Genomic DNA, 23,044 nt, shown 5'->3' with positions numbered 1-23,044 from the left:
TAATCCAAAAATCTGATGCCTGTCATCTAAAATCTCGTCTCTTGAATCTCTCATTCACATTTTCACTTACGAAGCAAAATTCACCATTGACGTTCCCCAATTTCAACCTTACCCAAAAGTCTTACGTCTGAAATCTGATGTCTGAAATCTAATCTCTAGCATCTAAATCCCGGCTCTTACAAAATTCCACAAAAAAAGCAGAAGTAAAAACTCCTGCTTTTGGTATCATCAGATTTAATGATTAATGTTTGGTGTATTCCGGTGCTTCAACAATCTGAGTGGTTGGCATAAAGTATTCGTTAAGCCAATAGAATGTTTGTCCGTTCTGCTGGATCTTTACTGCAGGGTTGTTTCTGTGGGAAAGCATTCTCTCTGCCAGTACTTTATAATCCTTGAAATACTTTCTTACCGTTTCTTTTAAAACGATCTTAGGTTTTTTCCAACCTTTCAATTTGTATTTTGACATCAGTTCTTCCTCAGAATTATCAAACCCTGTACTCAATCCTACGGCATAAGACATCGGTTTTTCATACAGTTCGGATTTATCAAGGAATGTTAAAGTAGGATTATACTTTTTAAGGATCCTGATATACTCTTTAATGGCTGCAGACTGGCTAAAATCAGCTCTTTCAGGTTGGGTCTTAAGATGAACTTCTGTATAGAAATTCTTCAGGTTATCATATTCTGTTTCAGAAATAAGAATCCCTTTTTCAATATTCGGTTTAACCTCTTTCAATTCTTTAGGAATATATCCTTTTACCAGGAACGGGTTTCCATAATTGATCAGCTGTGCTGCAATACCTGCAGAAACCGGATTCGTAAGTCCCGGGAACAGATATTTGTATTTAAGATCTACATCTGTTCTTCCAGCTCCTACTGAAGAGTGGAAATATTCATTAAGTGACTTATCGATTGTCTCATTATCTAAAGTAACCTGTGCAATAAGGCTGTCTACCGATTTTTTCAGATAACCGGGTGTTGCAACATCTCCTTTCTTAGGGAAAATGACAAATCCCTGCGACATACTCTGCTTCGGATAATCCAGTGAGAAGAACCCTGCATCACCTTCTACCAGGCTAAAGTTATTTTTGGTAAGAACATCGTTTTGATTGATGATCTTCTGCTTTTTAAGTTCAGCAATATTTTTCGCGGTGTTGGTCACTACATTTTCTGCCATCAATACAAAATCATTGTAGGTATCTGCTGATCTTGCACTGGTCTGGAACATGATCAGTCTGGCCTGCGCCTGCGTAAGGGAACTGATTACACTATACATATTGCCACTCTGATTGGCAGAAGTACCTACAGTAACTACAATATTGGTTTCATCCGGAACATTTGAAAGAAGGTTTCCTGCGGCAGAAAGCGCCTCTCCTACCGGCTGGTATCCGCTGTTGCTCGCACAGTTCATTTCATTGGTTCTTTCGGTAATAAATGTTGTAATCTTACTGTAATCTCTGTTTAAACTGGAAACCAGAACATTTTCTCCGCATGGATTATTTTTATACAAAACAACACCATATTTCACGTCATTGAAATAAGAAGGCTTCTCAAATCTAAGCTGAAGATCCTGAAGAAGGGATTTTACGATAGGTGCATAAGGTGTATTAGGAGCACTTACATCCAGCGCAAAAACGATGTTGATATTCTTATTTCTTTCTGTAATCTCTCTGTAACGGTCAAAATAAATCTCTTCACCCAAAACATTGAAAATATAGTTTTTACTATAATCCAGGATATTGGTAAAATATTTTGTTTTGGAATCCGGTGTCGGAGCTTCATTTAAAGCAAGACTTACTGGATAAATGTTTTCAAGAGGTGTTCTCTTGTTGGTATCCGTAAGAAGAATTGCTGTTCTGCTTTCAGAATCTGCCGCCCCTGGATATCCTTCATGTATTCCTAAAGAAGACTCGGTAACTTTTGTGTCATTTTTCACTTTTATTGCGGAACGCTCGCCCCATGCAGAGATCACATTGGAATCCACCCAGCCGTAAAGACTTGTGCTGATACTGTCCATATCAATAGAAGGTTTTTTACCTACCAGAAAACGTTTATTGTTTTCCGCCTGTTTGTAAACGTACACCATCTGTCCGTTTGGAATTTTGACATTGGCTGCTTCTATCAGACTTGGTGAATTGAACACCATGATAGAGTCATTCTTGTAATATCTTTCTGCGCTTCGAACTACTTCACTGTTATTCGGAACTACGGCTACTCTTACCGGATATCCTGTCTTTTCGCTTTTTAAAGAATTATTCCATAGAAGAAGTTCGGATTCCGGAATCCATCCGTAGGTTTTAATCGATTTGGACGAAACTTTTTTCATCAAAGCATCCGGAATATATTCCGCCACTTTTACCATTCCGTCTCTGTTTTTAAGAACCATTAAAGGCTCCAGGAATTTAACTTCTTTGTAAGACTTTTCGTCACTTTTATCGAGATAGGCCGTATTTCTGGATCGGTCTGAAATGACGATCCAGGGAGCTGCTTTTTTCGGGTATCCGTTTACTACCGGAGAATTATCTACCTGTCCGTATTTCGAAGGCTCAGGAGTTCTCTTAGACGGCAGCTTCACTTGACAGCTGGTTATTAATACTGATAATCCTATATAATATGCTGCTAGAGGAAATTTATTTTTCATCCTATTTTATTTTAATGATTGGTGTGTCCGGAAATCCGGATCCTATTATTTGCTTTGGTTGATGTCAACTTTTGTTACACAAGTTTGTTTGTCGTCCAAGTTAACTTTTACGGTCTGGATCACAACGTTTTTATCAAACTGAAGTCCGGCACAATACATGTAGAAATTATTGGCTTTGCTGTCGCTTACTTTTACCACTGTATTTTCATTGTTACACAGATACTTATTCAACAGGTAGTTGTAATGCATATTAAAACTGTTCCCGTTGGCAATCTGCTGAAGGTGGTATTTGAAATCGTCGTCAATCTTTTTGTAAGAATCTTCTACAGGTACCGCCTCCTCTTCTAAGGAATTATAGGCGGGAAGAATTCTGATGTTGTGATAAATAGGCTCCTCGTTTTCCTCTGTATATAATGCCACACGGTAATCTCCAGGTTTTTTGTAAGAATAGAAAGCTACTTTTTCTTTGGAATCTGTATTTCCTGTTTCTCCAAATTTCCATGCAAAACGTGTTGCATCAGAAACAGCACGGAACTGTACATTTTCAAGCTGTCTGGCTTCTGACTGAGCTTCAATCAGCGTAATGCTCTTTATTGTGTCTTTTACTTTCTGGGGTCTGGACGATACCATGACCGGGAAGGTTTTGGTATACTTGCTATCGATAATTAAGCTTATCAGATAATACCCCGGTTTGTTGTAAAAGTGGATCCCTGTGCTTTTGTCAGAGGTTGTTCCGTCTCCAAAATTCCATCTTTTCGTCTTGGCGAACTGGGTTTTGTCCTCAAATAACAGCGTATCTCCTACTGATAATGAGGTTGGGTTCACGATTCCTACAATATCATCGGCAGAATGGATGACTTTTTTCTGCAGCCATAGCGCAACGAGGGCTGCAATGAGCAGCGTTGCGATAACACCGATAATAATGTTCTTTTTGTTTTTTTGAAAATAATTCATAGTTAAGTGATTGTGATGTGTTTTATTCCTTTAATGTTTATTTCTTTAGATTACTGAGTTCTTTCCCTCCTTGCATTTTCTCTTTCATTAATATAGCTCTGCTTATTTTTAAAGCCAATTCTACAGTCTTCAACCTCTTTTTCAAATCTGTTTACATCTTCTGTAGTTATAGAAATAATTTTTTTGTCGTCAAAATACATTTTGTAGAATTTCGCGATCTGCGGATATGCATCTTTACGGATATCCACGACATCGTTCCCATGAAAATAGCTCGCAATACCATTGATATCATGAGAGATATTATCCTCCACAAATGGTTCCGGAGCTTTATCTTTGATTCTGCTGATCCTTATATAGGCGCTGTCCATTACAGGCTGTATGAGCTTCTGTTTGCTTTCGAACGCTTTTTTCTGTTCGATACTCTCTAATCCTCTGACATCTTCATCTGAAAATGGAGATTCAAATCCTTTTAGAAAGATGACCCCGAGGAATACCATAGCGGCTAAAAGCATCAGTATTAAATAAAGAAACTGATAATGCCTTTCTTTTTTGGATAATGTAATATGTCCCTGCATAAGTTTTCTTTTTTTCTAAATTATCTTCCTTTTGGTCCTTCAAAATGCCTCGTAGGATCTTTTTTAAGCTCATTATTAGCTCTTTTCATCTTCTGTAAACATTCATCAAGATCTCTGAGAACCATCTTTTTATCGTACTCTACCTCCAGAATATTGTTCTTTAAGGTCAGCATTGGCCCTATCTGTTTCATCAGCACTGCATAATGTTTAAAATTATCGGCACTGTCCTTACCTATGGCTTCTCTTGCATCCGCTACATCATCCATAATGCTGGTTTTAAGAAAGCTTTCACTCTTTACCTTACCTTCATTAAGCTGGCTCATTTTGTTGTAGATATTTTCTACATGCTCCCTTAGCATATCGCCGCGACGCATCAGGTCTTTATAAGCCTCTGCTTCTATGGCGATTCTTTCCCGCTGTATACTGTAGCTTTTGAAAAAGAGAAATAAACACAGAAAAGATACTACAGAAAGAACGGCGAAGGATAGAATAAACTTCCAAATGCCCGCTCTGACGTCAGATTTGTTTAATTTTTTTTCCCTGTTAGAAGACATATATTTGCAATTTGTTTGGCCTGTGAAAATATAAAAAAAAAATTTTATGTACAATACGTATTTTCCCTAAGGTAATTTCGGGAAAACCCTAATTAACCTAAGTTTAATTTCCACTTTCATAAGTTTTTCCTAAATTAGGCCTCTGAATTTTAAATATCTTATACCAAATCGATATTAAAAGTGAGTAAATTATTATCAAACACAATAAGGTTTTCTATAGCAGACAGCGACTTCTATTTCAAGAAGATCATGATTAAAACGCTTATGGAAAACCCATTCTATATGCTTCTGAATGACTGTAACAACGGCCATGAGCTTGTGAACAGGATTTACAGGAGACAGGAAGACGTGTTTATCATAGAACTTTTTATGCCCGTATTAAGCGGAATAGAAGCAATCAAATACATCCGCAAAAACAATACGGAAACTCCTATCGTTACTTATTCCAGCACCTATCAGGAAGATATGGCTGAGATCCTTTCAAAAATACCCAATATCTATTACTGCGAGAAAAAGAGTACGATTATAAAAGATCTCATCAAAGGCAGCATTGCTTCTGACAGCTTCGATTATGAGAAATATTCCAAAGAATGGGAGCAACAGCCACTCGCTGTACAGAACTATATGGAAAGGCAGAAAAAAGGCCAGGAAGAGCTCAGCCCTACCGAAATCCAGCTGATGAAATTCTGCTACGAAGGATACAGCAACAAGGAAATTGCAGAAAAACTGAACCTCAGCACACGGACCATTGACACCTATATCAATAGGTTGACGGAAAAACTTGGGCTGAAAACAAAACTGCATCTTATCCGGTTCTGTGTAGAAAACGGCTACTATAATTCCAGCATGTAGAGAGATTTAATGTAATATTAATATTGGGTAAACAAGAAAACTCCAACTCTTTAAACAAAAATATTTTGCCACTAATTTGCTAGTATTCAATTTTTTTAACTAAATTTGCACACCTAAAATTTAAAATTAAAAAAGGAAATGACAAAGGCAGAATTGGTAAACACCATCTCAAATAAGTTGGGAACAGAAAAGAATGAAACACAGAAAGTTGTAGAAGCTTTTATGCAGGAGATCAGGACTTCTATGTATAATGGGGATAACGTTTATCTGAGAGGTTTTGGATCTTTTATCATTAAAACAAGAGCTGCTAAAACAGGAAGAAATATTTCTAAGAACACTGCAATTGAGATTCCTGCTCATAACATTCCTGCTTTCAAACCTTCAAAATCTTTTGTTGAGAAAGTAAAAACTAAAGTCGCAGTAAAATAAAACATTAACTGAATATTAACTAGTTACTAAAAAATTAAAATTATGCCAAGCGGAAAGAAAAGAAAAAGACACAAGGTTGCAACTCACAAGAGAAAGAAAAGAAGAAGAGCAAACAGACATAAGAAAAAATAATCTCTTTTTCTCGAGATTTACAATATAATAATATAGTTGGTGTTTTTAATTATTTAAACTTCACCGACTATATTTTTGTTTGCAACCATAAGATGCTACGGAAAACAAAGGCTTTTGCATATATTTTTAAAAAGATAGAGCATTTTCATTCAAAATTCTTATATTTAATATTATTTATTTGCTAAAAAACACGCCATTTCCCCATAATCTTAATAATTTTTATCTTATAACAAAATGAAGAAAGAACTAATAGTTTCGCATGAAGATGATCTTACAAAGATTGCACTACTGGAAGACGGAAGACTATGTGAACTTCATGAGCAAGAAGACAAAAGCGAATTTATAGTTGGAGATCTGTTTGTAGGAAGAGTAAAAAAACTGGCACCTAACCTGAATGCAGCATTCGTAAATATCGGATACGATAAGGATGCATTCCTGCATTATCAGGATCTGGGGCCTCAGTATCTTACGTACAGAAAGTTTTTAAAAGATACTATTTCTAAAAAACAGAGCACTTCAAGCTTAAAAAATTTCGAGATACAACCCGAAATAGACAAAAACGGAACCGTAGATAAAGTCATCGCAAAAGACGATCTCGTTCTGCTTCAGATCACCAAAGAACCTATTTCTACAAAAGGTCCCAGGATCTCTACCCAGGTTTCTTTGACAGGCCGTTTTCTGGTCCTGATCCCTTTCGACAACAAAGTTTCCATTTCCAAAAAAATCAGAACCACTGAGGAAAAAGAAAGACTGAAAACCCTTATCGACAGCATCAAGCCGGAAGGTTTTGGAGTCATTATAAGAACGGTAGCGGAAGGAAAAAAAGTAGCAGACCTTCACAATGATATGAATCAGCTGATCCAGAAATGGGAAACTACATTCAAAAACATTCAGAAAAGTAAGGTTCCGGCCAGAGTTTTAAGCGAAGAAGATAAAGCTTCAGCTATTTTAAGGGACAATTTCAACCAGGATTTCGTGAGTATTATCTGCGACGATGAGCAGATGGTAGACGAAATGACCAACTACGTGGAGGTCATAGCCCCGGAAAAAAAGAATATTGTTCAGTTTTATAATTCCCACATTCCTCTTCTCGAATATTACAACGTTGAAAAACAACTCAAACAGAGTTTTGGAAAACACGTTAATATTCCAAGTTCAAAAGGTGCTTATCTCGTTATTGAGCACACAGAAGCCCTTCACGTGATTGACGTCAACTCGGGAAACAATATCACTACCGGAAACTCCGCCAATAAGGAACACGCAATGAACGTGAACAAAATGGCAGCTACCGAGATTGCCCGACAGCTTCGTCTCCGAGATATGGGAGGCATCATTGTAATCGATTTCATCGATATGCAGAATCCTGACCACAGAAGAGATCTGTTTGAACATTTGAAAGAAGAAATGAAACGTGACAAAGCACGCCACAAAATTCTTCCACCGAGCAAATTTGGATTGATCCAGATTACCAGACAAAGAAACCGCCCGGAAAAACAGATTGAAACCAAAGAAGAAAATCCAAACAAAGACGGAGAAATCACAGCTCCAATCGTTGTTGTGGAAAGAATGGAAGAAACCATAAGAAATATTATACAGAAAGATAAAGGAAAACTTTATCTTCATGTACACCCTTTCGTGGAAGCTTACCTTACCAAAGGTCTTAAAAGCATCCAGATGAGATGGTTTATAAAATACAAAAAATGGGTAACCATTATCCCACGGGACTCTTTCAAATATTTAGAATACAAAATTTACAATTCGAAAAAAGAAGAATTGATTGGATATTCTAATTAGACAAAATTTAAACCTTCAGCTTTGTGCTGGAGGTTTTTTCGTTAAATTGCTGTAAAATAAGCCCATGAAACGCTTAGCTATACAATCAGTTCCATTAACAGTGATTGCCATGACCCTTTTTACAAAATGGTGGTTTGTGCTTCCGGTAGATGCTGGCAACACAGCCATGTCAGGATTTCCTTTTCCCTTCATTGCTGATGGATGGCACACTTCATTATCTTACCAGATTTTCATCACAGAATTCTTAGCCGACTTTTTCATACAGATTTTACTATGGACGCTGATTTTATTTCTAATCCATAAATATCTTTTTACCGTAAAGATTCCAAAATTTTTAAATATCACCATTTGGGGACTGGCCATCATTATTTCCGGATTGGCTGTTTCAATTGCTTACAATGCCGGACCAGATCATTCGGTTGAAAAGAGACTGGGAAATACAAGCTGTCCTGAATTCAGGATATCAGTTCATTTGGGAAGAACAGCCACGGCAATAGAAATCATTTTACAACTATAAATAATTACAAAAATATACAACAATGAGCAAGGAACATCATTACAAGACCGCCATTCACTGGACAGGAAACCAAGGAACCGGCACCAGCAGCTATAGAAACTACGAAAGGAGCTATACCATCCATATTGAAAATAAAGCAGTTATTGAGGGTTCTTCTGATCCCGCTTTTCGTGGGGACAAAACGAAACACAATCCTGAAGATCTTTTTCTTTCTTCACTTTCTTCCTGCCACATGCTCTGGTATCTTCATTTCTGTTCTGAAGAAGGAATCATCGTGACAGATTATACAGACGAAGCTACAGTAATTATGACTGAAACAACTAACGGCAGTGGTCATTTCACTGAGGTTATATTATATCCCACAGTTAGCGTTACAGAAGAATCAATGATTCAAAAAGCGAAGGAGCTCCATCATAAGGCAGGTCAGTTTTGTTTTATTGCCCGGTCGGTGAATTTTCCGGTGAAACATATCCCTACCGTGTTAGTTAAATAATTTTTATTTTAAATTCACTATCATCAAAACTACCACTAATACAACATATTAACTATAATAACTCTAAAATTTAAGTTCAAAACTCCACAATAAGAGAATTATTTATCAAATAATCAATAAAATTTCAATTTTATAATCATTATTTATGTAAAAAATTACAATTAATTGCTATTTATACGTAAAATGTAAAGTTTTTTTTATATTTTTATATAAACAAAACTAACCATGATGAAACCGAGATTAACCATTTTTGATGAGCCACTACTCTATACAGAAGGTTTATCAAAACTGCTCTCACAGAGCAAAATTTTTAACACGATTGACATTTGTAACTCTTATGAACCCTTATTTAAACAATTAAAAGATGATCCCCCTGAAATTCTGGTTATAAGCTCCAATATGCTGATGCTGACAGATATTTTCAGACTTGTAGAAGACATTACCTCAAAAGACAAAAACATCAAGATTATTGTCATAGGCAATAGTTATGATATGATTGACATCCGGAAGCTTTTTAACAAAGGTATAAAGAGCTATCTTGACAAAAACAGCAGATATGATGAATTCCTGAAATCCATAAATGCCCTGCTTTTAAATGAGATCTACATCTGCGACAACGCCAAAGAAAGAATGATCAACTTTATCAGCAGCGAGGAAGGAAAACCAAATCCTCATATCAAAGAGCCTTTAACGCGCAGAGAAATGGAGATCCTTAAACTGATATGCGACGGATTTAGCAGCAAAGATATTTCTGAAAAACTTTTTATAAGTATCAATACCGTCGAAACCCACCGCAAAAGGATCCTCCTTAAATTAAACGCAAAAAATTCCGTAGGAATCGTAAAATATGCCTTAGAAAACCACATTATTGATTGATGAAACCAATTTCGTTTAACCACCAAAAAAAATCCGAACCTTAGGTTTGGATTTTTTTTGGATCATTAAATTTATTATAAGATGCTAGATTTTAAATTCTAGATTCCAGACATGAGTACCGGTGACTTCGGGAACCTCAGCCACCAGATACTTGCCCATCATTCAATATTCCCGGATATATCAGGCTTAAAACTATTAAAGTATAATATTTAATTACGAGTAACAATCAACTGTCAACCAGCAACTCTCAAACTCAAATTACTCATAATCCGGCATTTCCCCGTTACTGAAAAGAGATGCTCTCGAAAGATCAGTCATGGTGCTGTTGAGATCAATAACCATTACATTTTTCTGAGAAATATTATCATTGGAAGTATTCATGTAGATAATCTGGGCATTATTGGGGGAAAACCTTGGGTCAAGATCGTTGGTTCCCAGTGGTTTTTCGCTTTCATCAGAAATATCATATATTGTGTCAGTAGTTATATTATAGATGAAAATATGGGAGTCGAGCTGACGGTAGTTACCGCTTCCATCCAGATACCCTGACATATCTCTTGTGTATACGAGCATTTGTCCGTCTACAGAAAAGTTAAGGCCACCTGATGCTCCTGCTGATCCTGTTAGAATAGTTTTTAAAACATTTCCCATCATATCAATAATGTAGATTTTCGTATTGTAGCCGTTGAAGTCATTTGTTTTTACGGCGATTCTGCTACCATCGTAGCTCCAGTCACATTCGGAGATCATGCTTCCGTCCGGGGTTGTGTACACCTGAGTCAGGCCACTTCCGTCTTTATTGATCCTGTATAATTTATTGAAATTAGAATAGAGGATTTCCTGGCCGTTGGTACTCCATGCAAAATCCATTTCATAATTATTAAAACCGGCTGCTGGTACGGTAGTCACTTTAAAAGGATTGGATCCGTCAGGGTTTACCGTATAAATATGGGTACTTCCACCTTCGGTCCGCAGAAATGCAATCAGTCCTGCATTGTTGTTTTTCCGTGGTCTCCAGCTGTTGTAGGACGAATTGGTCAGCTGAAAACTGTTTCCTTGTCCGTCAGTCGACATGATGACGAAATTACCGTTCTGTTTCTGCACATAATGGTACCGGTTGGCCGGAACCGTATTGGTGGTAAATTTACTGATGGAACTTAAAACTGGCGGGTGAATGCCGTCCGAAACAGACACCTGCCAGAAGTAACTAACACCAAACTTCAAATTGGAAAGCGAATAATGTTTCGCCGCCAAATCATTAACCTGAATCACACTAGTATCAAGGTTATTTTTAATTGTTAAACTATATTTTAAAACATCAGCCGTATCAGGATCTGTAGCAGTCCACGTCAGTTCAACGCTTAATGGCTGGTTTACCGCATTGTCTACCGGACTTAGCAGCTGCGGTGCTGATGGAGGGGAATTAAGTGATTCATCATCGTCCATTTCAAAAACCACGGTGACTACCTGGTTTTGGTTTTGTATATTAACACCCTGAAAAGTGGTGATATAGCCTGATAATTCTGCTTTCACAGAATAATTTCCAAGCGGCATGGCAGCAATTTCGAATGTACCGTCTGTCCCGCTGAAAACCGTCTGTGTAGTGGGCGCTGTAAAAATTTTCACATTAGGAATAGGTACATTGGTACCTCTTTTTACAACTTTTCCTTTCAATGCTCCTGTCTGAGCCTGTTCCACAAGGTCTTCGCCGCATGAAAACAGACAAAAAATAAGGATGAATATGCTGAGTATTTTGATTAAAGTTTTCATAGTTCATGTTTTTATTTGTTTCCAAGGTAAAAATTGATTCCAAGTGCAAAACGGAGTGCCTGATCTTTTCTTTTTCCGTTGACCAAACCTTCCCAGTTATCTTTAAAACCGATATCATACTGTGACGAAACCCGGATTGCGGTATTATTCCCGATCATATATTCCAGTCCACCGCCGACCTGGCCTTTGTACTGAGGTTTGTATTTTGAAAACATAGCTCCCGCTCCACCGTAAACGTACGGACTGAATCTGTATTTTGGGAACAAAAGAAACTCCAGATTAAGCTCGGGAACTATATAGCTTCTTTTAATAATCGTTTCATTTTCCAAAGTGAAATAACCGGCGCTGGTTTCAATATTGAAATTGGGACTTATAAAGTATTTCATTCCCAGTTTTCCGCCAACATTCATTTTAGGATTTACGTAATCATCTTTAATTTTCTGAGCTTCCACATTAGCAAAAACGGACATTTTCTGTCTGTAATTTTCCGGAAACTTATTCCCTACCGTTCTTCCTACATTATCTTCCTGTTCTTTATTATAATCATTGATCAGAGCCTGGTAACCCGTTAAATTCTCAGATGATTTGCCCCAGATCTTATCCCTGATCCCTTCAACGATTAAGGATCTTACCGCTTTCTCTATAGCTTCAGTTACAGCAAGCTGCACCGGTTCATTTTGAGTAAGTCCAACTTCCGCTTCCAGAAGTCTTTCGGTATCGATATATCTGAAAAAACTTCCGTTGACGCTGGTGGAAAGAATGGTTTTTGAAATATAAACGGTTTTAAGAATTTCACCGTTCAGTGTGGAAACAGCACGCAGATAAATGGTAATTCTATCCTGACGGTACTGCGTAGAAGCGCCTATTCCGAAATATCTGGCCCCGAGGCCTCCGGTCATGACATTGCTGTCGTAAGAGATCACGCCGCCTTCAAGAAGAATTCCTGCATAAAGAAGAGGGGGAAGAGATTGGCTGTTTTTATCAGCGTCCTTGTTGTATTCCTGTCTGGTGGACCGGATAATCTGTCTTTCGTTTAAAAGATTGGCGATATTTTCTCTTTCAATCGGGATAAACCACCGGCTGTCTTCCAATGCTTTGATCAGAATAGTTGTGGTTCCCTGTGGAACAGCCGTACTCCAGTTGTTGCCGTTTTCTGACGGTTTATACTGGCCGGTCTGGTCTCTGAATTTGTAAACGCCAATGACGATTTTTTCTTTGGGAAGCGGAAGATTTTTCAATTCCGCAGTAGAGGGAGTAAGCTCTCCCATGGTGGATCTTTCAGGATCGGAAGGAAGACCCAGTATCGAACTGCAGGCCTGCATTAAGCACAGAAGGAGCGTACAGAAAAAAATTCTGGTGTAAGTGTAAGTTCTCATGGTAAGTTTGGTTTTTAGTTATTTTTTATTTTGGAATTACGATCTCGGACTGATCGCCTGAACTGGTATCCAAAATATTGATCAAAAGTCCCTGGGCTGTAGTGGTAATCTGCAGATAAAGCGAACCGAAAAGATAATTTCCGGGCTTCAGACTGCCCTCCCCGAACTGATCTTCAAACAATTTCCTGGACAGCTCACTCAGGATCTGCCTGTTGAGGCTCTGGCTGAAACTGTCTAAAGAATTGATATTATCGAGCAAACTGCTGTAATCATCTTTTTCGTCAAACTGATTTTGAGCATTTGCTGAACTTAAAAGCCACTGATAGTTAAACGTATCTCCTCCGAATGCCGGATTGATGGGCTTATAGACGAGCTGCTGAGATTTTCCGGAGAAAATACCCGCAATAAAGGTCAAAATAATGATAAAAGTTTTCATGGCGGACGTTTTTAGTAGATAAATTCATTTTTAATGAGGTTTTTCTTTGCATTAAATTCTTTGATATATTTTAAGCTGGCTGCCAGCTGTTCTTTCAGGTAATCTTCGCTGGGATTGGTCATAAAACTGTAAATCACTTTGTCATCGATCTGGATATTGATCTGGCCACTCGTCCCGCGGAGAGGAAGTTCGGAAATGGTAACTGCGCCACCGCTTTTATCAGGAATCTGACTGTACTGGATGTAAAAAAGATCATAAAAGTCTTTCCCAACCTTTGTTTTGGTTTCATCAATCGTGAGCCCTTTCAGTTCAAAGACGGCATCTTCTTCTACTTTGGCTGTTTTCTTTTTGAACAGATCGGTATTGATTTCAAGACTGTCTTTGGCGATCATTTTCTGGGTTTCTTCATCTTTTACGTATAGGAAGGCTTTCAGAGCATCTTTCGGTTCAAGATTCACATTGATCTCAGATAAAACCTTTACTTCATTGGGATTGATGGAAAACTTACCGCTTTGCTGGTTATTGGAAAGATTGCCGGCATTTCCTTTTTTAATGGAAATCAAAAGATAGTTCAGCTCTTTGTATACGGCAGTATTATTGGTAACAACAGCTTTTAGATTAATCTGATTTTCGAGAATGCTTTTTTCAATCCTTGCGTTCACTTTTTTATCTTCCTGCCCATCAACCGTTGCAGACAGGAAGATAAATAAAGTGCACAGATTTAAGGAATATAAAAATTTCATCACGTGTGTTTTAATAATTTCTCATGAAAATGGTTTTGTTGTCACCTTTTACATTGATCTGCATGCCGTCTGAAATACTGTTGCTTCCGGTAATATCAATAATATTGTTATTTCCCTGAGCGGTAACGGCAGTTTTGGTGGCTTGATCTGTAAATGAATTAATGAAAAAAAGTGTATTGAAGTCTCCCAGTTGTTGAATGGCAATAATGGTTTTAGCATTAAGAGAAAGTTCCGCATGGTTGTCATCTCCTATCTGGATAATGCTGGAACCATAAAGTCCCTGCTCTGTCTGCTGTCTTGCCATAAGATCAAGAACCGTACTGCTGTTGAGTTTATCCCAGTCTACCTGCTGCGCTTGCACACACAGCCCTGCGAAAAGTGTAAAGGCACCCCATCTGAGTTTCAACATGGTCTTAATTTTTAATAAAGGTACATGAATAGACTGTTTGGAAAAACACACCCTGCTGGTATAAATATAAAATCACGGTTTCCGGGTATGTTTATCGTTTAAAGCTTAAAAAAGGAGAAAACCGCAGCCTCTCCTTTTATGCTTGATTACAGTACATGAATTAGTTAGATTGGTTAACGATCATTGAGTTTCCGTTACCGATCTGAGTTCCTACGTGGATATGAGAATCTCCGCTTTGAGCTACCCAGGTAAAGTTATTGTTACCCATCTGAACATCAATCGCTGTATTGGAATCTCCCAATTGAAGTTGGTACAATTGGTTACTGTTTCCAATCTGAACCCCCATAGCCATGTTGTCATCACCCACCTGAACTGAAGCAGCTATATTGTTGTTACCTCCTTGATCATGTGTGGCACTGTTATCATCACCATCCTGATATTGAACTAAAAGGTTACCATTACCTACCTGAAGACCGCTTGCATCATTTCTTCTTCCAAGCTGAATCTGATAAGCATCATTTCCGTTACCTAACTGAATAGCAGAAGCATCATTTCTTCTTCCATCCTGATATTGTACTACTGCGTTTCCTATTCCGAGCTGTAAAGAAGAGGTTTCATTTCTTCTTCCGATCTGAGTCTGTTCTGTGGAGTTTAATGCTCCCAACTGCCAGGTTGTTGCGGAGTTTCTGTTTCCTGTTTGGCTTACATCATTGGTGTTACCGATCCCAGCTTGGTCTACGTCAATGGAGTTTCTGTTTCCAATACTTTCAGCAGTATTAATATTCAGAATACCTACCTGATCGATATCAGCCGTATTTCGGTTTCCATCCTGTGTTAAAGAGTTGATGTTTAAAAGCCCTGTTTGGTCAACAGTTGCAACGTTCAAGTTTCCAATCTGGGCAGTAAGATCAATGTTTGATTGTGCGAAGCTGAAACTCATGGCCATTAGTGTAAATACACCTGTAATAAAGTTTTTCATTTTTGGTAAAATTAATTGGTTAATAGTATGACAAAGGTATAGGCTAAACCCAAACGAGAAACCACTGCTTAAGTGTAAATTTTAAAAATCACTGATTACCGTTTCCGTTGTAACTGTTTACCGTTTTCTCTGTGTAACGTGTTTCAGTTACGTGAAAATACGGTAATATACATCAGTGATTTTCAAATAAATAAACAAAATAACTCTAATTTTAATGACTAAAAATAACATTCATTTTCTCCGTCCTTCATTTTTAAATCTTTGAATTTTTAAATCTTTTCATCTCTCCCAATGGTTAATTAATGTTAACGCCTGTTCTTTTCTTCAGTATATATTGCTAAATTTGAGCTATGGAAAGTTTTGGAAAAGATTTATTGAGGAAAATTACAAACGTAGAACTGCCGGGAGTACACGCTCACGGGGTATTTTCACCACCTTCCCGGCCTGTATTTACCTATGACGAAGTACTGGCGAAAAACCCAAAATTTGCAGCGGTAAATATTGTATTGTACCTCAAAGACAATGAATGGTATTTCCCCCTGATACAAAGAACCATCAACGAACATGACAGACACAGCGGACAGATCTCCCTACCCGGTGGAAAACGTGAGGAAATGGACAGAGACTTTGCTGAAACCGCAGTCCGTGAAACTTCCGAAGAGATAGGTATAGAGAAGCATTACATCAGGGTGATCAGGGAAATGTCCCCGATCTATATTCCCCCAAGTAATTTTTACGTCTACCCCTATATTTCGTATACTAAAAAGAATCCGCTTTTCGTTCTTCAGCAGAGCGAGGCGGTAGAAACTATAGAATTTCCTATCACTTCTTTCCTCAGTCTCCCGGATAATCCGGAAATGATGGCACTTCCCGGTGCTGCCGGACATGAAGTTCCGGTCATTAATTTCAACGGATATATTATCTGGGGTGCTACAGCAATGATATTGAGCGAGTTTAGCCAGTTGCTGAAAAAAATGTAACTTTGCACTACCGTGTTTAATTGAGAGATGGCGAAGAAAAATATTTTCACCGATGCATTCGGAACACCTTATTTTTTAAAAAGGTTTATCATTTTTATTTTAGGAATTGTATCCTACAGAAGGTTCAACGGCTTTAATAAACTGAAGATAACCGGTACGGAACACCTTGTGGATCTTCCCGATTCCAACGTACTTTTTGTATGTAACCATCAAACCTACTTTGCAGACGTAGCAGCAATGTATCATGCATTCTGTGCTGTAAACAACGGTTATCTGGATACGATTAAAAACCCGATCTACCTGCTCAATCCCAAGATTGATTTTTACTATGTAGCAGCAGAAGAAACCATGAATAAAGGGATTCTCCCGAAGATCTTCAAGATCGCCGGTGCTGTGACCGTAAAAAGAACCTGGAGAGCAGAGGGTAAAAACGTCAACAGAATGGTAGATCTTACCGAAGTTGATAATATTATGAAAGCTCTGGACAACGGCTGGGTAGCTACTTTCCCTCAAGGTACTACATCTGCTTTTGCACAGGGACGAAGAGGAACGGCCAAACTGGTTAAAAGTCAGCGTCCGATCGTGATCCCTATCAAGATCAACGGCTTCAGAAGGGCATTTGACAAAAAAGGCCTCCGGGTAAAGGTAACAGGCGTAAAACCTACCATGGAGTTCAAAGCCCCTCTGGACATCGATTACGACAACGAAAAAGCGCCTGAAATTTTATTGAAGATCATGACTGCCATTGAGCAGACAGAAGACTTCAATGTACTGCACAATTATGATGAAGAACTTAAAGCTAAAAAATTAGAACAAAAGGATTCAAATCATTAAAGTAAGTAAAAAATTATGAACAAAATATTAGGGATCTTATTCGCGGTCATAGTATTAGTTTCGTGTAACAGTCAGAAAGTATATTCGGATTTTGACATCAGCTACTCCAAAAGCGGAGGCTTTGCTCCTGTGTATGAAAATCTGCTGATCAAAGGCAACAATGCCCATTATTCTTTTGAAGGTCAGGGGAAAAAGTACAAACAGGATTTCAAAATTTCAGATGAAGATCTGAAGAAACTGGACCAAACCCTTTCCCAGAATAATTTCAGAAGGATACAGGAAGACCGGAAAAAGCTGTATGATAATGTGAGTACTTCCATTAACATCAAAAAAGGCCAAAATGAAGGCAGCAAAACGGATGCAAGCATGATCATGCCGAACTTTACGACGAACTGGAACAATATCCTGAACGCTTTCCAGGAGATCATTAATAACAACGTAAAAAAACAGTAAATACAATTGAAAACCCACTTCATTGCCATCGGCGGAAGCGCCATGCATAATCTTGCCATTGCGTTAAAAGATAAAGGATATCAGGTGACAGGTTCGGATGATGCTATTTTTGAGCCTTCAAGATCCAGACTTGATCATAAAGGAATTTTGCCTCAGGAAATGGGCTGGTTCCCGGAAAAGATCACAGCGGATATTGATGCAGTTATCCTTGGAATGCATGCCCATCAGGACAATCCCGAGCTGGCAAGAGCAGAAGAGCTGGGTTTAAAAATTTATTCATATCCTGAATTTCTTTACGAACAGTCCAAAAACAAAACAAGAGTAGTAATCGCCGGATCACACGGGAAAACAACGATCACTTCAATGATCCTTCACGTGCTGAATTTCCACCAGAAAGAGGTAGATTTTATGGTAGGCGCGCAACTGGAAGGTTTCGACTGTATGGTAAAACTGACGCAGGACAACGACTTTATGGTGCTGGAAGGCGACGAATACCTTTCCTCTCCTATCGATCTTCGTTCAAAGTTTCTTCTGTACCAGCCGAACATTGCTTTAATGAGCGGTATTGCATGGGATCACATCAATGTATTTAAAACGTTTGACGATTATATTGAACAGTTCAGAAAATTCGTAGCGAGTATTACGGCCGGCGGTGTTCTGGTATACAACGAAGAAGACGCAGAAGTCGTAAAAGTAGTGGAAGCTGCTGAAAACTATTTCAGAAAAATTCCTTACAAAACGCCTGAATACGAAATCAGCAACGGAAAAGTCTATCTAAAAACTGAAATGGGCGATGTTCCTCTTTCTGTTTTCGGAGCCCATAATCTTCTGAATATGGAAGGGGCGAGACATATCTGCCGTCAGCTGGGTATCATGGATGAGGATTTCTATGAGGCTATCATGAGCTTTAAAGGAGCTTCAAAACGTCTTGAAAAAGTAGAAAGAGAAGACCAGGGAACTTTATACAAAGATTTTGCCCACGCGCCAAGTAAAGTAAAAGCAACGGTAAAAGCATTCCATGAGCAGTTTAAGAAGGAAAAGAAATACGGTTTCCTTGAACTGCATACGTATTCCAGCTTGAACCCGGTTTTCCTTGAACAGTACGATCACGCAATGGATGGCTTGGATGAAGCCATCGTTTTCTATTCCGAAGATGCTTTAAAGATCAAAAGAATGGAACCTATTTCCCCGGAATTCATTATGGAAAAATTCAAAAATGACAAATTGAGAGTATTCACCAATGCTGAAGATCTTCATGCTTACTGGGAGACTGTCGATAAAACAGACGGTGTTTTCCTGATGATGAGTTCGGGTAACTTCGGAGGTTTGGATCTGAGTAAGTAGATATGACGATGATTTGATAATAATAAATGTTATTGAATTTCTATATAAATAAAAATCCTTTCATGCAGATGAAGGGATTTTTTACAATGTGTATGTTTACAAATTTCACGCAGATTAATTGGATAATGCAGATTTTTACTCTTCTATCCTTATTATCTGCGACAGAAAAAATAAAACCATTAAGAGTCCTGTTAAGCTTTTAAGAATATTAAGTTTTAGCTGCATTTTAAGACGTACGACTTAAAAAAATCATTTGATTTTTCTTAACTAACCTTACATCCTTCACTAATCTTAATGTTTGAATAAAGCATGAATACAGTAGTCATTTTCTTTCCTTGAAATCATTACTCTTTATTTTTCAGAATCTTGAATCAACACTTTCAAAATTTCTTCAGTAGAAAGACTGCTGTAATCATGGATAGACTGCCCCGCCCAGATGCTTACAAAGTCAGAATTATGATGAGTTTTTGAAATTCTCCGCAATTCATTCGTCAGTTTATTCTGGTAAGGATAGGGCATAATGTAGTCTGAGTTTTCGAGACTTTCGATGAACTTATTTCTGATTCCTCTCGCATATCGGCCTGAAAAGCTTCTCGTCAATATAATATCTTTTTCTGTGGCATTTTTGAGTCTTTCTTTTTCAAACGGTTGTAATCCACTTTCCTCCGATGCCAACAATAGGCTTCCTACCTGAAAGCCCTGTGCACCGAGCTCTCTTGCAGCTCTTAAACTCTTTCTGTTATAAATTCCTCCAGCATAGATCAATGGGACTTTTACCTGATCATAAACCTCAGAAAAAAGAGACATTCCTCCAATCATAGGGATATGCTCAGCATCAAAAGTTCCTCTGTGACCTCCGGCTTCAATTCCCTGCACGCAGATCATATCAATTCCAGATTTTTCAAGAATTAAAGCTTCTTCCACCGAAGTACACGTGCCGATGAGAACCACTCCATTTTCTTTCAGCTTCTGTATGCTTTGATCATCCAGATTTCCGAAAGTAAAACTTATTATTTTACAGCCTTCTCCAATAATGGCATCTACCTGTTCATGGTAGTTTTTTACTTTAATATCTTCAAGATCCGGAAGTGTCACCTCGATGTTATTTTCCTTCGCCAGCTGTGTAATGAATTGTTTGGCTTTGATAAACCTTTCTTTCAGACTGTCCGTAATTTCTGGAATATTATGCACAAAAATATTGGCAGCAAAAGGTTGATCGGTCAGTTCTTTTGTTTCCCGGATGAGTTCAATAGACTTCTCAGGGGGGAGATCAGCCAATGCCAAAGATCCAAGAGCTCCGGCTTTTGCAGCTGCTGCAGTCATCTGTGGGGTACTGACTCCAAACATCGGAGCCTGAATGACAGGATATTTGATATAGAATCTTTTACTGATAGTGTCTGGCCAAAACATAACAATTATTTTATTAAAATTTACAAAAAACTGATGAAACCCTTCTTTAAATGAGTATGATATCAGTCAAGTATTTTTTATCTCTTTGACTCAAAATTAATACAAAATGGAGAGCTTATCTTATCATCTTCCGGAGTTCCTTATAATGCTTTTTCGTGTCCGGATCGAGCTTTTCTACTGCATAGAAAAATGTAGCAGCGGGCATTGTTTCTACATATTGATTAAGAAAGCTGAGCAATCTTTTGGGATTTTTCTTTCCGGCTTCCCTGATCCAGCTTCCCACTGCTTTGTTGACCAGTTCATGGGGATCGTGAACAAGGATTTCAGCGATTTTAAAGGTATCTTCGAAATCATTTTTTCTGATAAAGGCATGAGTGCTTACTATCGCTGTTCTTCTTTCCCACGGATTTTCAGATTCAGCCAGCTTGTAGAGAATAGTCCTTGGTTTGTCCATCAGATATTCACCGATGATATTCCGTGCTGCCCGGTCTACGAAATCCCAGTTATTCAACCGGTCGTGGCGATTTAAATACAGATCAAAAAGCTCTTTTTTTCTTTCTTCAGACGTTTTTTTATTCCCAGCCTGAAAATCCATGATGCTTACTCCTCCCATTCTCACTTCATAGAAATCACTGTCCAGAAGTATATTAATTTCCTCCAGTGGCATTGAAGAAAATTCTTTTGCCGTTGTGAAAACATCTCCGAATTTAACTCCAAAATGCTTTGTAACACCATCATTTCCTTTGAAAAATTTTTCAACCTTGTCAATTTCTTTTTCATTTCTGAATGTTGATACCTTTTCTATAAATTGAGCTGCCGTCATCGTTTTTATTTAAAATTAAAAAATATCCCGCAGATTAAACTGATTCAACATGATTGTATTAAAATCGGTGTTATCCGTTTGATCTGCGGGACCATTAATATTGAGCTATACGGTTAAATATCTGCTACAACGTTCAGCATTTTTTCTTCCCATTCCGAATCTTTCGGATCAAAGAACAGTCTTTTTCCGGTATCTAAAGAGCGGACCGTATTCATTTCATCTACATTCAGTTCGAAATCAAAAACATTAAAGTTTTCTTCAATTCTGGAAGGTGTCACCGATTTTGGAATAACTACAAATCCTTCCTGGAGATGCCATCTTAAAATTACCTGAGCTACAGTTTTACTGTATTTTTCAGCGATTGCTTTTAATTCAGTATTGTTCAGAAGATCTGCATTTCCGTTTCCAAGAGGGCTCCAAGGCTGTGTGATGATGTTGTTTTCTCTGTTGTACACCTGAAGTTCTTTCTGCTGGAAAACCGGGTGAAGCTCAATCTGGTTGATCACTGGAGAAACCGTTGAATTCGCTTTCAATTCTTCTAATTTTTCAACAGTAAAATTACATACTCCGATAGCTTTGATCTTTCCTTCACTGTATAATTCTTCCAAAGCTTTCCATGTTCCGATAAAATCTCCATAAGGCCAGTGGATCAGATACAGATCCAGATAACCCATCTGAAGTCGGTCCAATGTTCTCTGAAATGCTTTTTTTGCCTGCTCGTAACCATGATCCTGCACCCAGACTTTTGAAGTGATAAACAGCTCATCTCTGCTGACACCACTGTCTTTCACTGCCTTTCCTACTGCCGTTTCATTCTGGTAGATGGCTGCTGTATCGATCATTCTGTATCCTGTCTGGATCGCTTTTACCACCGCTCTTTCACATTCTTCCAGATTCTCCATCTGCCAAACTCCAAAGCCTAAGGCCGGGATGTCCACACCATTATTTAGGGTCACTACAGGCTGTCCTGTATATGTTTTGTTTTGCATAATTTTTAAATTTCAATTTTAATATTAATGTATAGCCTAACAAATTTGCGACAAAAAATCGGGATTCTTACTTACCATTTTTACTGTTTTTGTGTATATTTTCACACTAACCCCGTCTTTTTGCTCCGTAAAAATCCACCCCTTCAAGGAAGCGGAATTCCTACTTCTTCTCAATACTCCACTTTCTAACTTCTAACCTCTAATTTCTAGTCTCTAATTCCCTATTTTTGCACCAAATCCAAAACAATGTCACATTCAATCCGATTAGCACAGGCAGAAGATTATCCAAGAATTATGGAGATATGGGAGTCTGCTGTACTTGCGACCCATGATTTCCTTGCTGAAGAGGATTTCAACTATTTTAAAGAAGTTATTCCGAGAGAATATCTTCCTCATCTGGAAGTCTATTTACTATTGGAAAATTGTCAGGCAGAAGGTTTCGCTTCCGTAGCTGAGGGCAATCTCGAGATGCTTTTCATCCACAATGAAGTACGGGGAAAAGGATATGGCAAAAAACTGTACAAATTTATGAAAGAGATAACGGGTTTGACTAAAGTTGACGTCAACGAACAGAATCCACAAGCCATAGGATTTTATGAGAAAATGGGGTTCACGCAGATCGGGAGATCAGAAAAAGATGGTTCAGGAAAAGACTATCCTATTATTCATATGAGTCTTTAG

The 23,044-nt window shown here is 38.1% G+C and carries 24 protein-coding genes; 11 read left to right on the top strand and 13 right to left on the bottom strand.

Annotated features, from left to right (window positions below):
- Positions 1-241: 241 nt before the first annotated feature.
- The 4 genes from tssR to tssO are packed head-to-tail and all read right to left on the bottom strand — an operon-like array spanning position 242 to position 4,724.
- Positions 242-2,641 (bottom strand): type VI secretion system protein TssR domain-containing protein, encoded by a 2,400-nt coding sequence (gene tssR / locus LC419_RS09215; protein WP_223607064.1) that lies wholly within the window; start codon positions 2,639-2,641, stop codon positions 242-244.
- 45 nt (positions 2,642-2,686) lie between these two features.
- On the bottom strand, positions 2,687-3,595 hold the full coding sequence (locus LC419_RS09210; protein ID WP_223607063.1) for a PKD domain-containing protein: 909 nt from the start codon (positions 3,593-3,595) through the stop codon (positions 2,687-2,689).
- Positions 3,596-3,645: 50 nt separating this feature from the next.
- Complete coding sequence (locus tag LC419_RS09205) at positions 3,646-4,170, bottom strand: type VI secretion system transmembrane protein TssO (RefSeq protein ID WP_223607062.1); 525 nt, start codon at positions 4,168-4,170, stop codon at positions 3,646-3,648.
- 20 nt (positions 4,171-4,190) lie between these two features.
- Positions 4,191-4,724 carry a type VI secretion system TssO gene (gene tssO, locus LC419_RS09200; protein WP_223607061.1) on the bottom strand — a complete coding sequence of 178 codons (534 nt, stop codon included), beginning with the start codon at positions 4,722-4,724 and terminating at the stop codon, positions 4,191-4,193.
- A gap of 180 nt (positions 4,725-4,904) precedes the next feature.
- Between tssO and LC419_RS09195 the strand changes: the two genes are divergently transcribed.
- From LC419_RS09195 to LC419_RS09170, 6 genes are all read left to right on the top strand, one after another.
- Entirely contained in the window at positions 4,905-5,576 is a 672-nt protein-coding gene (locus LC419_RS09195; RefSeq protein WP_223607060.1) for a response regulator transcription factor, read from the top strand.
- A gap of 138 nt (positions 5,577-5,714) precedes the next feature.
- A complete protein-coding gene (locus LC419_RS09190; RefSeq protein ID WP_002984212.1) occupies positions 5,715-6,005 on the top strand; it encodes an HU family DNA-binding protein in 291 nt (96 codons plus the stop codon).
- Between the two features lie 366 nt (positions 6,006-6,371).
- On the top strand, positions 6,372-7,931 hold the full coding sequence (locus LC419_RS09185; RefSeq protein ID WP_223607059.1) for a ribonuclease E/G: 1,560 nt from the start codon (positions 6,372-6,374) through the stop codon (positions 7,929-7,931).
- A 64-nt stretch (positions 7,932-7,995) separates the two neighbouring features.
- A complete protein-coding gene (locus LC419_RS09180; protein ID WP_223607058.1) occupies positions 7,996-8,448 on the top strand; it encodes a hypothetical protein in 453 nt (150 codons plus the stop codon).
- 22 nt (positions 8,449-8,470) lie between these two features.
- Positions 8,471-8,941, top strand: a complete 471-nt coding sequence (locus LC419_RS09175; RefSeq protein ID WP_223607057.1) for an OsmC family protein — start codon at positions 8,471-8,473, stop codon at positions 8,939-8,941.
- Positions 8,942-9,166: 225 nt separating this feature from the next.
- Positions 9,167-9,817 (top strand): response regulator transcription factor, encoded by a 651-nt coding sequence (locus LC419_RS09170; protein WP_223607056.1) that lies wholly within the window; start codon positions 9,167-9,169, stop codon positions 9,815-9,817.
- A 258-nt stretch (positions 9,818-10,075) separates the two neighbouring features.
- Here LC419_RS09170 and LC419_RS09165 read toward each other — a convergent pair whose 3' ends face one another.
- From LC419_RS09165 to LC419_RS09140, 6 genes are all read right to left on the bottom strand, one after another.
- Complete coding sequence (locus LC419_RS09165; protein WP_223607055.1) at positions 10,076-11,587, bottom strand: carboxypeptidase-like regulatory domain-containing protein; 1,512 nt, start codon at positions 11,585-11,587, stop codon at positions 10,076-10,078.
- Positions 11,588-11,598: 11 nt separating this feature from the next.
- Positions 11,599-12,963, bottom strand: a complete 1,365-nt coding sequence (locus tag LC419_RS09160) for a CsgG/HfaB family protein (protein WP_223607054.1) — start codon at positions 12,961-12,963, stop codon at positions 11,599-11,601.
- Positions 12,964-12,988: 25 nt separating this feature from the next.
- On the bottom strand, positions 12,989-13,399 hold the full coding sequence (locus LC419_RS09155; RefSeq protein ID WP_223607053.1) for a curli production assembly/transport component CsgF: 411 nt from the start codon (positions 13,397-13,399) through the stop codon (positions 12,989-12,991).
- An 11-nt stretch (positions 13,400-13,410) separates the two neighbouring features.
- Positions 13,411-14,142: a curli production assembly/transport protein CsgE gene (locus LC419_RS09150; RefSeq protein WP_223607052.1), complete on the bottom strand. Its 732-nt coding sequence runs from the start codon at positions 14,140-14,142 to the stop codon at positions 13,411-13,413.
- A 10-nt stretch (positions 14,143-14,152) separates the two neighbouring features.
- Complete coding sequence (locus tag LC419_RS09145) at positions 14,153-14,551, bottom strand: hypothetical protein (protein ID WP_223607051.1); 399 nt, start codon at positions 14,549-14,551, stop codon at positions 14,153-14,155.
- 160 nt (positions 14,552-14,711) lie between these two features.
- Entirely contained in the window at positions 14,712-15,530 is an 819-nt protein-coding gene (locus LC419_RS09140; RefSeq protein WP_223607050.1) for a hypothetical protein, read from the bottom strand.
- A 350-nt stretch (positions 15,531-15,880) separates the two neighbouring features.
- On the opposite strand from LC419_RS09140, the gene LC419_RS09135 reads away from it, so the two are divergent.
- Genes LC419_RS09135 through murC form a run of 4 tightly spaced genes read left to right on the top strand, consistent with a single transcriptional unit; the run spans position 15,881 to position 19,141 of the window.
- Positions 15,881-16,510, top strand: coding sequence for a CoA pyrophosphatase (locus LC419_RS09135; RefSeq protein ID WP_090024004.1), 630 nt, complete (start codon positions 15,881-15,883; stop codon positions 16,508-16,510).
- Between the two features lie 27 nt (positions 16,511-16,537).
- Positions 16,538-17,344, top strand: coding sequence for a 1-acyl-sn-glycerol-3-phosphate acyltransferase (locus tag LC419_RS09130; RefSeq protein WP_090024003.1), 807 nt, complete (start codon positions 16,538-16,540; stop codon positions 17,342-17,344).
- Between the two features lie 15 nt (positions 17,345-17,359).
- Positions 17,360-17,797: a hypothetical protein gene (locus tag LC419_RS09125; protein WP_223607049.1), complete on the top strand. Its 438-nt coding sequence runs from the start codon at positions 17,360-17,362 to the stop codon at positions 17,795-17,797.
- A 6-nt stretch (positions 17,798-17,803) separates the two neighbouring features.
- Complete coding sequence (gene murC, locus LC419_RS09120; RefSeq protein WP_223607048.1) at positions 17,804-19,141, top strand: UDP-N-acetylmuramate--L-alanine ligase; 1,338 nt, start codon at positions 17,804-17,806, stop codon at positions 19,139-19,141.
- 351 nt (positions 19,142-19,492) lie between these two features.
- On the opposite strand, the gene LC419_RS09115 is transcribed toward murC, so the two are convergent.
- The 3 genes from LC419_RS09115 to LC419_RS09105 all read right to left on the bottom strand — a co-directional run bounded on the left by LC419_RS09115 (position 19,493) and on the right by LC419_RS09105 (position 22,363).
- Positions 19,493-20,551: a nitronate monooxygenase family protein gene (locus tag LC419_RS09115; RefSeq protein ID WP_223607047.1), complete on the bottom strand. Its 1,059-nt coding sequence runs from the start codon at positions 20,549-20,551 to the stop codon at positions 19,493-19,495.
- A 115-nt stretch (positions 20,552-20,666) separates the two neighbouring features.
- The gene (locus LC419_RS09110; protein WP_223607046.1) at positions 20,667-21,374 is read right to left on the bottom strand and encodes a DNA alkylation repair protein; all 708 of its coding nucleotides are present in this window, start codon (positions 21,372-21,374) and stop codon (positions 20,667-20,669) included.
- A 113-nt stretch (positions 21,375-21,487) separates the two neighbouring features.
- Complete coding sequence (locus LC419_RS09105) at positions 21,488-22,363, bottom strand: aldo/keto reductase (protein WP_223607045.1); 876 nt, start codon at positions 22,361-22,363, stop codon at positions 21,488-21,490.
- Between the two features lie 246 nt (positions 22,364-22,609).
- Between LC419_RS09105 and LC419_RS09100 the strand changes: the two genes are divergently transcribed.
- Positions 22,610-23,044 (top strand): GNAT family N-acetyltransferase, encoded by a 435-nt coding sequence (locus tag LC419_RS09100; RefSeq protein ID WP_223607044.1) that lies wholly within the window; start codon positions 22,610-22,612, stop codon positions 23,042-23,044.

It is taken from the genome of Chryseobacterium sp. OSA05B, from assembly GCF_019970065.1.
Taxonomy (GTDB): Bacteria; Bacteroidota; Bacteroidia; order Flavobacteriales; family Weeksellaceae; genus Chryseobacterium.
This window is presented reverse-complemented; position numbering and strand designations above follow the sequence as displayed.